The organism is Niveispirillum sp. CC-CTL257 (genome assembly GCF_059489915.1).
This window is the reverse complement of sequence record NZ_JCAJXE010000003.1, coordinates 424,034-437,657: the sequence shown is the minus strand read 5'-3', so window position 1 is coordinate 437,657 and position 13,624 is coordinate 424,034. Positions and strand designations below refer to the sequence as shown.

General features: G+C 63.1%; 9 protein-coding genes and 1 pseudogene. 2 read left to right on the top strand and 8 right to left on the bottom strand.

What is annotated here, in order from left to right:
• The first annotated feature begins 43 nt into the window (after window positions 1-43).
• The gene (locus tag ABC729_RS18670; protein ID WP_495609110.1) at window positions 44-1,318 is read left to right on the top strand and encodes an MFS transporter; all 1,275 of its coding nucleotides are present in this window, start codon (window positions 44-46) and stop codon (window positions 1,316-1,318) included.
• A gap of 14 nt (window positions 1,319-1,332) precedes the next feature.
• Here the strand turns inward: ABC729_RS18670 and ABC729_RS18665 are convergent, their stop codons facing one another.
• The gene (locus tag ABC729_RS18665) at window positions 1,333-2,778 is read right to left on the bottom strand and encodes a methyl-accepting chemotaxis protein (RefSeq protein ID WP_495609109.1); all 1,446 of its coding nucleotides are present in this window, start codon (window positions 2,776-2,778) and stop codon (window positions 1,333-1,335) included.
• A 369-nt stretch (window positions 2,779-3,147) separates the two neighbouring features.
• On the opposite strand from ABC729_RS18665, the gene ABC729_RS18660 reads away from it, so the two are divergent.
• Entirely contained in the window at window positions 3,148-3,774 is a 627-nt protein-coding gene (locus tag ABC729_RS18660) for a DedA family protein (RefSeq protein WP_495609108.1), read from the top strand.
• A 52-nt stretch (window positions 3,775-3,826) separates the two neighbouring features.
• On the opposite strand, the gene ABC729_RS18655 is transcribed toward ABC729_RS18660, so the two are convergent.
• The 7 genes and pseudogenes from ABC729_RS18655 to ABC729_RS18625 all read right to left on the bottom strand — a co-directional run bounded on the left by ABC729_RS18655 (window position 3,827) and on the right by ABC729_RS18625 (window position 13,621).
• Window positions 3,827-7,006, bottom strand: a complete 3,180-nt coding sequence (locus ABC729_RS18655) for an efflux RND transporter permease subunit (RefSeq protein ID WP_495609107.1) — start codon at window positions 7,004-7,006, stop codon at window positions 3,827-3,829.
• 195 nt (window positions 7,007-7,201) lie between these two features.
• Complete coding sequence (locus ABC729_RS18650; RefSeq protein ID WP_495609106.1) at window positions 7,202-8,371, bottom strand: efflux RND transporter periplasmic adaptor subunit; 1,170 nt, start codon at window positions 8,369-8,371, stop codon at window positions 7,202-7,204.
• Window positions 8,372-8,564: 193 nt separating this feature from the next.
• Window positions 8,565-8,732, bottom strand: coding sequence for a hypothetical protein (locus ABC729_RS18645; RefSeq protein ID WP_495609105.1), 168 nt, complete (start codon window positions 8,730-8,732; stop codon window positions 8,565-8,567).
• A 64-nt stretch (window positions 8,733-8,796) separates the two neighbouring features.
• Window positions 8,797-9,747 carry a LysR family transcriptional regulator gene (locus ABC729_RS18640; protein WP_495609104.1) on the bottom strand — a complete coding sequence of 317 codons (951 nt, stop codon included), beginning with the start codon at window positions 9,745-9,747 and terminating at the stop codon, window positions 8,797-8,799.
• A gap of 149 nt (window positions 9,748-9,896) precedes the next feature.
• A pseudogene (locus ABC729_RS18635) lies at window positions 9,897-10,028 on the bottom strand (IS3 family transposase); the annotation flags it as partial.
• 6 nt (window positions 10,029-10,034) lie between these two features.
• A complete protein-coding gene (locus ABC729_RS18630) occupies window positions 10,035-12,068 on the bottom strand; it encodes a hypothetical protein (RefSeq protein ID WP_495609103.1) in 2,034 nt (677 codons plus the stop codon).
• A 47-nt stretch (window positions 12,069-12,115) separates the two neighbouring features.
• Window positions 12,116-13,621 (bottom strand): tryptophan halogenase family protein, encoded by a 1,506-nt coding sequence (locus ABC729_RS18625; RefSeq protein ID WP_495609102.1) that lies wholly within the window; start codon window positions 13,619-13,621, stop codon window positions 12,116-12,118.
• Window positions 13,622-13,624: the final 3 nt, after the last annotated feature.

Genomic DNA, 13,624 nt, shown 5'->3' with positions numbered 1-13,624 from the left:
CCGATCGCCGGTACTGGCGGGGCTGTCGGAGGATGCGACCGGAATGCAGTCACCCCATGCAATGTCCCGCCAGGATGTGCGCACCCTGGCCCTGGCTTCCCTGGGTGGGGCGCTGGAATTCTATGATTTCATCATCTTCGTCTATTTTGCGACGGTCATCGGGCAGCTGTTCTTTCCGCCCGAACTGCCGGACTGGATGAAGCAGCTTCAGACCTTCGGCGTGTTCGCGGCGGGTTATCTCGCCCGGCCCCTGGGCGGCATCATCATGGCGCATTTCGGCGACCGGATGGGCCGCAAGCGCATGTTCACCTTCTCCATCCTGATGATGGCGGTATCGACGCTGGGCATGGGCCTGTTACCCACCTATGCCGATATCGGGCTGGCGGCACCGGTTCTGCTGCTGCTGCTGCGTGTGTTTCAGGGGGCGGCCATCGGGGGTGAGGTGCCGGGCGCCTGGGTCTTCGTGGCCGAACATGTGCCGGCCCACCGCATCGGCCTTGCCTGTGGCACCGTTACCTGTGGCCTGACGCTGGGCATCCTGCTGGGTTCGCTGGCGGCGACGGGCGTGAATACGCTGTTCACGCCGGAGCAGGTTTTGGACGATGTCTGGCGCGGGCCGTTCCTGCTGGGCGGGGTGTTCGGGCTGATTTCCGTCTATCTGCGGCGCTGGCTGGCCGAAACGCCGGTCTTCCGTGCCATGCAGGAGCGCAAAGAACTGTCGCAGGAACTGCCGCTGCGGGTGGTGGCACGTGATCATGGGCGCGGGGTCGCCATTTCCATGGCGCTGACGGGCCTGCTGTCGGCGGGGATCATCGTGCTGATCCTGATGATGCCGTCGGTGCTGCAGAAATTCTATGGGTTCGGGGCGGCGGAATCGCTGCGCGCCAATTCCGTGGCGACGCTGTTTCTGTCGCTGGGGTGTATCAGTGCGGGCCTGATCGTGGATCGGATCGGGTCGGCGCGGTTCTTTACGTGGTTCAGCCCGCTGCTGGGCCTGTCAGCCCTGCTGATGTTCGGCCTGCTGCGGGCCGATCCGTCCTGGCTGTTTCCCGCATCGGCCCTGGTGGGGCTGTGCGTGGGGGTGATCGGGGCGGTACCGCACGCCATGGTGCATGTCTTCCCCGGCTCCGTGCGGTTCAGCGGCCTTTCCACATCCTATAATCTGGCCTATGCCGTCTTCGGCGGTCTGACACCCGTTGCCGTCACCATGATGCTGCAGGCAAGCCCGCTGGCCCCGGCGCTTTATGTCCTGCTGTTCGGCATTGTCGGCACCGTGACGGGCCTCGCCCTGAAGCGGGGGCCACACCATACGGTGTGAGCCGGTTTCGTAACCTACGCGATCAGGCGCAGGGCCTCGCGGACATTGCCGATGCGCTGATTGGCGGCGCGGGTGGAGTGGGCGATTTCGTCCATGGAATGGTGGATCTTCTCCACATCGCCCGAGGCACCGCGCATGGTGCTATTCATCAGACGGGCCACCGCGCTCTGTTCCTCCACGGCGGAGCAGGTGCCGACGACATAGCCGCGCACGGCGTCGATAGCGCCCCGAATGGCGTCCATCTTCTCCGCCACGTCGCCGGCCGCACCCTGCAGGCTGATGATTTCCTGTGAGATGCTGGCGGTGGCGTTGGCGGCCTGCCGTGCCAGGCTTTTCACCTCGCCCGCCACCACCGCGAAACCACGTCCAGCCTCACCGGCCCGCGCGCTTTCGATGGTGGCGTTGAGCGCCAGCATGTTGATCTGTCCGGCGATATCCTGGATCAGCTTCACGATGCCATCCATGGACTGTGTGCTGTTCAGCAGGCGCTGGGTGGCGGCATCGACCACCGTCGCCTCTTCAAAGGCCTTTTCCGTGGCGGATTTGGAATTGCTCATGGAGCGGGCGATTTCCTGGATGGAAGCGTCCAGCTGCTCCGACCCGCTGGCGATTGCGGCGACGCTGGCCGATGTGCGTTCCGATGCCTGTGTGGCGTTTTCCGCCTGACTGTTTGACTGTTCCACCGCCGAAACAATATCGCCCAGGTAGGATTGAACAGCCGACAGGGTCTGCTCATTGCGCTGCCGCGCCTCGACAGCGGCGGTGACGTCGGTGGCAAACTTCACCACCTTCACGGGCTTGCCATTCTCGTCCAGGATCGGGTTGTAGGTGGCCTGGATGTAGATGACACGGCCACCAGCGGCCAGACGCTTATACTCGGCCTGACTGAAGCGACCGGCGCGCAGGCCCGCCCACAGGGCGCGGTAGGCATCGCTCGCCACCTCCTGCGGATCGACAAACATGCTGTGATGGCGGCCCTGGATCTGGTCCAGCCGGTAACCCATGGCCTTCAGGAAATTGTCGTTGGCATCCAGGATGGTGCCGTCCAGTGCAAAACTGATCACCGCCTGCGCACGGTTCAGGGCCTCCAGCTGACCCTGCACATCCAGCGCCCGCTGATGTTCCGCCGTCACGTCGCTGGCCAGCTTCACCACCTTGCAGACATTGCCGCGCCGGTCGAAGACGGGGTTGTAGGATCCGTGTATCCAGACCTCACGCCCGCCCTTGGCCAGCCGGCGGATCATCTGCACCTGCCCCGCCTTGCCGTCGCGCAGGCTTTGCCAGAAATCGGCATAGTCGCGGCTGCCGCGCGTTGCGTCATCCACGAAGATCGAATGGTGCCGGCCCTTTATTTCATCCAGCCGATAGCCCATGAGCTTCAGGAAATTGTCATTGGCATTCAGGATTTCTCCCTTTGGGGAGAATTCAATCATGCCCTGGGCCTTGCTCAGCGCGGCCATGACTGCTTCCGCATCGGAATTATTTCCGAACAACATCGCCATCCTCCAGACATGATACGGTGGACACATCGATCTGTAGCGAACATACGTCGAAAATTTTAAATAATCATCCGACCAGAAGGTTATAATTTTTGGGATCAAAGTAGTTAATTTATGCTTTGCGCTTGCTTTTTATCAATTTCATTTGCGGACATTCTATCCATTCGTACAGGTCGCAGACCACACTGCACGCGGCAGAAATATGCCGGCGTCCTGCAACCGCCTCCTTCCCCTGTGCTGCGCGCGCCCTGGCAGCGCCACGGCGCAAGGTATATAAGCGCGGCCAGTCCATCGCGAGGGTGGGCGTGGCCCTTGCAAACGGACGCATAAATGTTGAGCGATATCATTGAATTCCTGGCCGTAGGCATCATCACGGTCATCGACGCCATGGGCTATGCCGGCGTGGCCCTGCTGATGGGGATCGAGTCCGCCTGCATCCCGCTGCCGTCAGAAATCATCATGCCGTTCGCGGGATATCTGGTGTCCACCGGGTCGATGAACCTGATGCTGGTGGCGACGGCGGGGGCCATCGGCTGCAACCTGGGATCGGAAGTGGCCTATCTGGTGGGGCGGCACGGGGGACGCACGGCCATCCTGCGCTGGGGCCGTTATGTGCTGCTGGACGCGGCGGACCTGGATATGGCCGACCGGTTCTTTGCCCGGTTCGGCAATGCCGCCGTGTTCATCGCCCGGTTGCTGCCCGTCATCCGCACCTTCATTGCGCTCCCCGCCGGGATCGTGGGCATGAAGAAGGTGCCGTTCCATATCTACACCTTCCTGGGCTCCTGGCCCTGGTGCTTCGCCCTGGCCTATGTCGGTACGGCGCTGGGCAATGAATGGCATTCCAACCCGACGCTGAGCACCTGGCTGCACCGGTTCGATGCATTGATCATCCTGGCCATCCTGGGGCTGGGCGGGTTGTTCCTGTGGCACAAGCTGCATAAACGGAATGCCTGAAACAAAAACCCCCGCCGGATCGCGCCGGCGGGGGTTTTGCTTTTGGGGGCAGTTAATCCCCCGCCGCCACCATGCCGTGCGGAAGGGCCGATTCCGGCTGCTTGCGGTGTGCCCCGACCATGAAGCGCAGCAGCACGTAGAAGACCGGGGTCAGTAGCAGTCCGAACAAAGTCACACCCAGCATACCGGCGAACACGGCGACACCCATGGCCTGACGCATTTCCGCCCCCGCACCTGTGGAGGTGATCAGCGGTACCACGCCCATGATGAAGGCGATGGAGGTCATCAGGATGGGACGCAGACGCAGGCGGCTGGCCTCAATCGCAGCCTGGACCACGGTGCGGCCATGCATTTCCAGCTCGCGGGCGAATTCCACGATCAGGATCGCGTTCTTCGCCGACAATCCGACAAGCACCATGAAGCCGATCTGAGTGAAAATATTGTTATCTCCGCCTGTGATCCAGACGCCAGCCAGGGCGGACATCAGGCTCATCGGTACGATCATCAGGATGGCCAGCGGCAGGGTCAGACTTTCATACTGGGCCGCCAGCACCAGGAAGACCAGCAGGACGGAGATCGGGAACACCCACAGGGCGGCGTTGCCCGCCAGGATCTGCTGATAGGTCAGGTCCGTCCATTCGAACTTGATCCCGCGCGGCAGCACCTCCGCCGCGATCCGCTCCGCCGCTGCCTCGGCCTGGCCGGAGGAATAGCCGGGGGCCGGGCCGCCATTGATATCGGCGGCAGTGTAGCCGTTGTAACGCACCACCATTTCGGGCCCGTAACTCTGCGTCACCTGCACCAGCGAGGACAGCGGCACCATCACGCCCTGGTCGTTGCGGGTCTTCAGCAGGCCGATATCATCGGCATGGGCGCGGAACGGGGCGTCCGCCTGCACCCGCACCTGATAGACACGGCCAAAGGTGTTGAAGTCGTTGACATAGAGGGAGCCGAGATAGACCTGCATCGTCTCGAACACGTCGGTGACGGGCACGCCCAACTGCTTGGCCTTCACGCGGTCCAGGTTCACATCCAGCTGCGGCACGTTGATTTCGTAGGAACTGAAGGTCGGCCCCAGTTCCGGGGTCTGGCGGGCCTTCATCACGAAATCATTGGCGGCCTTGGCCAACGCCTCGTAACCCAGCGAGCCGCGATCCTCCAACTGCATCTTGAACCCGCCCAGCGTACCCAGGCCCATGACGGGCGGCGGCGGGAAGACGGCGACGAAGGCTTCCTTCACACCATTGAACTGCTGCTGCAGGGACATGGCGATGACATTGGCCGACAGGCCATCCTTCTGCCGCTCCTCATACGGCTTCAAGGTGGCGAAGACGATGCCGGCGGAAGACGAATTGGTGAAACCGTTGACCGACAGGCCGGGGAAAGCGACGGCATGGTCAACGCCGGGCTGCTTCAGGGCGACATCGGTCATGGCGCGGATCACGTCTTCCGTCCGGTCCAATGAGGCACCGGTGGGAAGCTGGGCGAAGGCGATCAGATATTCCTTATCCTGCGCCGGCACGAAACCGCCCGGCACCGCACGGCCCAGAACCACGGTCAGGCCCAGCAGCAGCACATAAAGCAGCATCATGGCGCCCTTGTGCCGCACCACGCCGCTGACGCCCTTGCCATAGCCTTCGGACCCGCGCTGGAACACGCGGTTGAAGCCCCGGAAGAAGCCGCCCAGCAGCTTGTTCATGGCCCGGGAAAGCCAATCCTGCTTGTCGTGATGGCCCTTCAACAGCAGGGCCGACAAAGCCGGCGACAGGGTCAGCGAGTTGAAGGCGGAGATGACGGTGGAGATCGCGATGGTCATCGCGAACTGCTTGTAGAATTCACCCGACAGGCCCGACATGGCGGCCAGCGGTACGAACACGGCCACCAGGGTCAGGGCGATGGCGATGATGGGGCCGCTCACCTCCTGCATGGCCTTGTAGGTGGCCTGCTTGGGTGACAAGCCCTCGGCAATGTTACGCTCCACATTCTCCACCACCACGATGGCATCATCGACCACGATGCCGATGGCCAGCACCATGCCGAACAGCGACAGGGCGTTAATGGAGAAGCCGAACAGCAGCATCAGGGAGAAGGTGCCGACGATGGAGACGGGCACGGCCAGCAGCGGGATGATGGAAGCGCGCCATGTCTGCAGGAAGACGATCACCACCAGCACAACCAGCGCGATGGCTTCCAGCAGGGTATGGATCACGGCATCGATGCTGGCCTGCACGAAGCGGGTCGGGTCATAGACGATGGAATATTCCACACCATCGGGCATGTCGGCCTGCAGCTCGGCCATCGTTTCCCGCACGGTTTCGGAAATGGCGAGCGCATTGGCACCCGGCGCCTGATTGATGGCGATGGCCACCGCCGGCTGGTTATCCAGCAGGGACCGCAGACCATATTGCGAGGCGGCGAGTTCCACCCGCGCCACATCGCGCAGATAGGTGACGGCACCGCCATCGGTCTTCAGGACGATGTCCTGGAATTCCTCCACCGACTTCAGACGGCCCTGGGCATTGACCGACAGCTGCAGGGGCGCGTCGGGCACGGACGGGCTGGCACCGATGACGCCAGCGGCCACCTGCACATTCTGGTCGCGGATGGCGTTGACCACATCATTGGCCGTCATGCCGCGTTCGGCCACCTTGTGCGGGTCCAGCCAGACGCGCATGGCATAGTCACCCGAACCCCAGAGCAGCACCTCGCCCACCCCGGAAATGCGCGCCAACCGGTCGCGCACATTCAGGACGGCGTAGTTGCGCAGGTAGGTCATGTCATAGCGGTCGTCGGGCGAACGCAGATGCACCACCATGGTCAGGGTAGGCGACGATTTGACCGTGGTCACGCCCAGCCGCTGCACATCCTGCGGCAGGCGCGGCAGCGCCTGGGCCACACGGTTCTGCACCAGTTGCGTGGCCTTGTCCGGGTCAGTGCCCAGCTTGAAGGTCACGGTGAGCGCCATGTTGCCGTCGCTGTTGGCCTGGGACTGCATATAGAGCATATCCTCAACGCCATTGATCTGTTCCTCCAGCGGGGAGGCGACAGTTTCGGCAATGACCTTGGGGTTGGCGCCCGGATACTGGGCACGCACGACGACGGAAGGCGGCACGACCTCCGGATATTCAGAGATCGGGAGCTGGAACAGGGAGATGAACCCCGCCAGGAAGACGATCACCGACAACACACCCGCAAAGATCGGGCGGTCGATGAAGAAACGCGAGATGTTCATGATAGCCTCGGGCTCCGCATGCGGGTGCGGAATGTGTTGGGCTTGGACCGAAGAACAGCACTCTCCCGTCATCCCGGCGAAAGCCGGGACCCAGCGCAGAGCGGTGTCTGCCGCGATAAGAGTAATATCGGCGCTGACCGCGCCTCACGCTGGGCCCCGGCTTTCGCCGGGGTGACGGAAGAGAAAGAGAGAAGCTTACCGCGTCGCCACCTGCGTGACCGACCGCTCCATGGCCACCGCCTTGGGCTTCACGACGTCGCCAGGACGGGCGCGCTGCATGCCGTTGACGATGATGCGTTCGCCGGGCTGCAAACCGCCGGTGACAATGCGCAAGCCTTCCTGACGGCTGCCCAGCAGGACGGGACGGTAGGAAACCTTGTTGTCATCGCCGACGACCAGCACGAATTTCTTGTCCTGGTCGGTACCGATGGCCCGTTCATCGACCATCACGGCGGCCTGCGGATAGGACCCGCCCACCTTCACACGAGCATAAAGGCCGGGAACCAGCAAGCCATCGGCATTGTCGAAGCGGGCGCGGACGCGGATGGTGCCCGACACGGGGTCCAGCCGGTTATCGACATCATCGATGGTGCCGGCGCGGGAATACTCGGCCTCGTTCGCCAGGCCCAGCTGCACGGGAACACCGGTCTGATCCTTCACCGACGCAATATGGCGCAGATAGGTCTGCTCATCCACGTCGAACGACGCATAGATGGGCGAGACGGAAACCAGCGTGGTCAACGGCGTGCCGACAGCACCGGCGGCCACGACATTGCCCACGGTGATTTCCGCACGGGAAACGCGACCGGAGATCGGCGCCGTTACCGCCGTGTAAGATAGGTTCAGCTTCGCCACGTCCAGTTCCGCTTGCGCTGCCCGCAGGCTGGCCTGGGCGTCGCGGGCATTATGCTCCCGTTCATCCAGGGTACGGCGGGGGATGGTGCTGTCAGCCACCAGCTTGGCGGCGCGGTCCAGTTCAGCACTGGTGAAGCGAACGCGGGCCTGGGCCGCCGCCAGCTGTGCCTCCGCCCGCGCCACCTCGGCCCGGTAGGGGGCGGGATCGATGGTGAACAGGACATCGCCCTTCTTCACCTGGGTTCCATTCTTGAAGTGGACCTCAGTGATGGTGCCGGAGACGCGGGGGCGGATATCCACCCGCTCCACGGCTTCCAGGCGACCGGAATAGCTCTGCCAATCCACGACCTTGCGCGCCACCACGGGGGCCACATCCACCTCCACGGCGGGCATGGCGGCCACGGCCACCGGCTTTTCTTCCGCCTGCCCCTGCAACGTCGCCAGCGAGATCACCAGCAGCGACACACCCGCCGCCATCATCCAGGCCAGCTTGGATCGCGTCATCGACATGGGTACCACTCCTTGCCAGAAGGGTGCAGAAAAGGGTTTCCCGCCGCCGCCCATCGACGGGGGATCACGCAAAGGGGCCTGTTCAGTGACAGCGCCGCCCTTGGATGCCCGGCGATCCGGGCCCCTTGTCCAACACCTTTGTTTCGGGTTTGGAACCGCATCCGATCGGATGAAGTCCCCTCAATTGTCAGGTTTATCGGATTTGCTGCATCGCCGCTGTGATGGCCGTCGCAGGGATTAAATTTTTTTCATCTGCCACCCATGCAAATTTCGCAAGGGCTTGGAAAGCAATACCTTTCACGACTTTAATACAAAGCGGCCCGCGAACGGGCGTCCGCAGGTCAGTGAGCAGTCGCAGCATCACCCATCCGCCGCAATGAATAAATACCGATTTTCCGACAACAGAATTCGGAAAATCCGAACAATCAGGCTGCCACATGCTGATAGCAGGAGAACGGCTTGTCCGCACCCTGCAGGATGGGGCATTGATCAAACAGGCTGATTACCCAATCAATGAAAAGCCGGACCTTCTGTGACGGTTGCCGGTTGGGCGGATAGACAGCGGAAATGGGCATGGAGGGCGGTCGGAATTCCGGCAAAACCTCCACCAGCTCTCCACGCTGCAACTGATCCAGCACCATGAATAGCCCCGGCTGCACCAGCCCATAGCCCAGAACCCCGCAGGCGATATAGGCTTCGCTGTCATTAACAGCGACGACGCCTTTCAGGGGGATGTCGATCTCCGCCCCATCCTTCACAAACTCGAACGGATAGGAGCGGTTGCCCAGGTTGGGGGAGAAATAGCGCACACCCTGGTGATGCGCCAAATCTTCCAGGGTTTGCGGCACGCCATGTTTTTCCAGGTAAGCCGGGCTGGCGCAGGTGATGCGGGAGACAAGGCCCAGACGGCGTGCAATCATGGAGCTGTCGGCAAGGTCCCCGACGCGCAGCACGCAATCCACCCCTTCCTGCACAATGTCGATCTGACGGTCGTTCATGCCCAGTTTCAGTTCGATATCAGGATAGCGGGCGTGGAATTCATGCAGATGGGGGATCACCACCAGCCGCCCAATGGAAGTGGGCATATCGACATGCAGCCGCCCCTTGGGATGGCGGCGGCCCTCGATGAAGCTGGTTTCCACCTCCTCCACCTCGGCCAGGATGCGCAGGGCGCGTTCGTGGAACAGCTCACCATCGGCGGTCAGGCTTAACCGCCGCGTCGTCCGTTGCAGCAAGCTGGTGCCGAGATGCGCCTCCAGGTTCTGGATGATGGTGGTGACAGACGCGCGCGGCAGGCCCAGCTTGTCAGCCGCGCGCGCAAAGCCGTTCAGTTCCACCACCTGCACGAAAACCTGCATGGCCAGCAGCTTGTCCATGGTCCCCACCGCCTGGATATGATCACCCAGGCTGTCATAGACCAGGGAAGCCAGCCATCGCTATGCCGCCCGTCACACCAGCCGTTTTGTTGCCGCAACAAAAAGCCCCCTGAACCGCACCGAGTTTGCCAGAGGCTTGAATTCAATAGTTACGCGGCCACGGCTTTAGTTTCCAGAGCTGCGTAGAAGTTGGCCTCGGCTTCCGCGAGCGGAATGTTTTCGATAAGCTGGAGCAGGCGTCGGTTGTTGAACCAGTCGATCCATTCCAGGGACGTGATCTCGGGGCGTCAGGGTTGGACGCCACCGGCTGGCTGAACGGCCAGATATACAGTACTCCACAATTGTGCGGCGTTGGATTCATCGGCATCAGCACCGCCAGCACCGAACGGGACCATGGTGTAGCGTCCGTCCTGGAACGACCAGGACCAGAGTTCCGAACTCTGCACCCCCTTCATGGCGGCGATGACCGACCAGAGGCGGCGCTGCGCCGACAGCAGGGTCTGTCGCGTGGCAGACGGGAGGTCGGGGCGGGACAATTGCCGTTTCAGGCCTGCCGCGAACAGCGCCTGCTGCCATGACCAGACGACGGTGCCGTGATAGGCGCTGCGCGGAAACAGGTCCTGTACCGAGGCCGGGGCATGGGCGGGATTGGCGACCAGCAGGCCGACATCGGTCATCAGGCCGGCAGGGAATGGCCGCATCAGCGCCGCAAGCATGGCATCCAGTGCGGCGGGAGACGGATGTCCGAACATCAGTTCAAACCCCTCATCCGAATGCAGCACCCGAACCGGTGTTCCATCATCGTTCAGTGCGATGGCGTGGAACATGGTTGGGCCGGCGGACATGGCGGCGAGCGCCGCACCGGCGGGGACACCGGCCTTGGCGGCATAGGCCTCCACATCCCGGCGGGCCTGGGTGGCATCAAGCGTCACCTGAAACAGGTCAGGTGCATTGTCGCGCCACACCCTGGCCATGGCCCCGGCTTTGGACAGCTCCGCACGCGTTGCGGCGTCCAGCCAGCGATCCAGCAAACCGCTGGACAGGAGGGCATCCGCCGCCTCCAGCGCCGCCGGCACCAGAACCGCATTGACGTCATAGGCGTAGGTGCCACCGCCCAGCCCTTCATTGCTGTCACGCCATTGGCCGACCTTGAGGCCTTGCTGAATGCGGACAAGATTGCCGACGGTGGGGTTCGCCGCGAAGGCGCCGGCGCGGGTCAGGACATGGCGGAGATTGCGGGCCAGGGCGGCACCCGCAGCGCCATCACCGTGCTTGCTGTTCAGGAACGTCGCTGCCTGCGCCTTGCCGCGCGGGTCATCCAGCAGCCAGGCACGCAGCACGGGCGCCAGCATGAAATCATCATCCACCATCTTGTAATCGTGGATGGGCGTGTCGAGCGTGCCCTTGCCTTCCTTCAGGTGGGAAAGGACCGCGAACTCCCCGATATCCTCTTCATGCGCGACATCGCCGGTGGGGGACAGACGCTCCAGAACGGAGCCCAGGCCCGCCTCCACAGCATCGGGGGCCAGGGCCGGCATCAGCAGCATCACCGACATCAGGGTGTCGCGCCCGAAATAGGTGTTGAAGCGCCAGGACCCGGCCAGCATCTTTTCCTTATAGCTGAGGAAGGTAAGGGCGTTGCGGGCGGTGACGTCGGGGGCAGCCGTGTCGTTCAGCAATTGGCTGCCCGCCAGCGGGGTCAACGGCGTTTCCCCCGTCAACGCCAGGACACGCAGACCGATGGTGCCGTCCGGTCCCGCCTGGAACCCCGTTTCCGTCAGGCGACCGCGTGTAACCGTGACGGAGAGGCGATATCCCGGCTTGCCATCGATGCGATCGCGGACCCAATTCAGCCCATCCTTGGTCCGCATGGGTGCGGCCCGTACCGCGTCGGGCATGGTGCGCAGGATTTCATAGTCACGCAGCACACGGACATTGGACAGCACGCCCTGCCGCAGGGTGACGCTGTTCGCCTTCAAGGTAGCGTCAAAACGGACGCCGTGCAGCATGCGGCCCTTGGCGTCGGGCTGGCTGACCGGTGTTGGTTGTGCGTCCAGGGTCCAGGTGGCGTTGTCGGGGCTGTCCAGCCACAGGCCGACGCCGCTATTGCCGGCGGGAAAGGCCACCAGGATACGCGGGTCCGTTCCTGACCGCAGCAGAAGATGGGCAGCCACCTGTCCCTCACGCACAAAGGCGTTGAGATTGCGCCCCTCCACCAGGGAATAGGACAAGGCCGGGCTGTCGGCCTGGGCCGGCGACAGGCCGCATGCCAGGGTCAGGGCCAGGGCGGAGACGGAAAGCAGGGAACGCAGGCGCGTCATGGGCGGGTTTCCTGTGATCGGGTTGGGGCGGACGGACGAGGCGACGTTCAATGCCGGGCCAGCATCCGCGCGATATAATCCTGATGGCTGGGCAGGTTGCCCGCCGCCTGCGCAATCTGGGCACGCAGATGCTGCAAATAGGCCTGGTTCTCTGCCGCTGGGATTGTGTCCGTGAGGGGGTTGTAGTCGCAGGCGCGGAGCCCCTGCCCCATCATGACGGCGAACCAGCTGGCCTCCCGGAACAGCTCATCCGTGGAAAGGACGATGCGGCCGGTGCGGGTGAAGTGGTTTTCCTTGGTGATCAATTCGTCCGGCACATCCATGGCCTGACAATGGCGCCATAGGGGCTCCGTCCGGCCTTGGGTGTGACGGTAATGCAGGATCAGGAAATCCCGCACCGCCTCCACATCGGCGGCAAAAATGCGGTTGAACTGTTCGGCTGTTTCCGCGGGAAAATCCAGGCTGGGAAACAACGACAAAAGCTTAGCGATCCCGCTCTGGATCAGATGAATGGAGGTGCTTTCCAGTGGTTCAAGAAAGCCGCTGGAAAGCCCGATGGCCACAACATTGCCGACCCAGGCGCGGCGGCGGCGGCCGGTGCGGAAGCGGATGGGCTTCGGGTCGGCCAACGGCTTGCCATCCAGATTGGACAGCAGCAGATGCGCCGCCTCATCCTCCGTCGCAAAGTCACTGGAATAGACCATGCCGTTGCCGGTGCGGTGCTGTAACGGGATCCGCCATTGCCAGCCAAAGCCGTGGGCGGTGGCGCGGGTGTAGGGGGTGGGATCGGCCACCCGTTCGCAGGGGACGGCCAGGGCGCGGTTGCAGGGCAGCCAATGGCCCCAATCCTCAAAACCGCTTTCCATGGCGCCGTCAATCAGCAGGGCGCGCAGGCCCGAACAATCGATGAAAAGGTCGCCTTCCAGAACATCGCCGCGATGCGTGGTCAACCGCGTGACGAAGCCGGTTTCCGGGTGGCGTTCCACCCGCTCAATCCGCCCCTCCACGCGCGCCACGCCCTGCGCCTCCGACCGGCGGCGCAGAAAGGCGGCATAGAGACCGGCATCAAAATGGAAGGCATAGCCCAGGGTAGAGAACAGGGATTTCGGATCGGGCGCCGGCGGGGCGAACCGGCCCGTCATCGCCGCACGCGTGGTCAGCGAGAAATCCTGATGGTCGCTGATGGCCCCTTGCAACTGGGCGCGTATCCAGCGATGAAAAAACATCTGTGCATCGCCCGGCCCGCCATATTGACCAAACGGATGGAAATAGCGCGCCCCTGCCCCGTTCCAGCCGACAAATTCGATGCCCAGCTTATAGGTCGCACGGGTTTCCCGCAGAAACTCCGCCTCGTCCAGACCAATCAGGCGATTGAACCAGTGGATGGTGGGGATCGTCGCCTCGCCAACACCGATAATGCCGATCTCGTCGGACTCCACCAATGTCACCTGAAACTGCGGCGGGCTGTTGACCTTGGCCAGGGCTGCGGCCGTCATCCAGCCGGCGGTGCCACCACCCAGAATAACGATCTTCCTGATCCTGCGGTCGGACAAGGT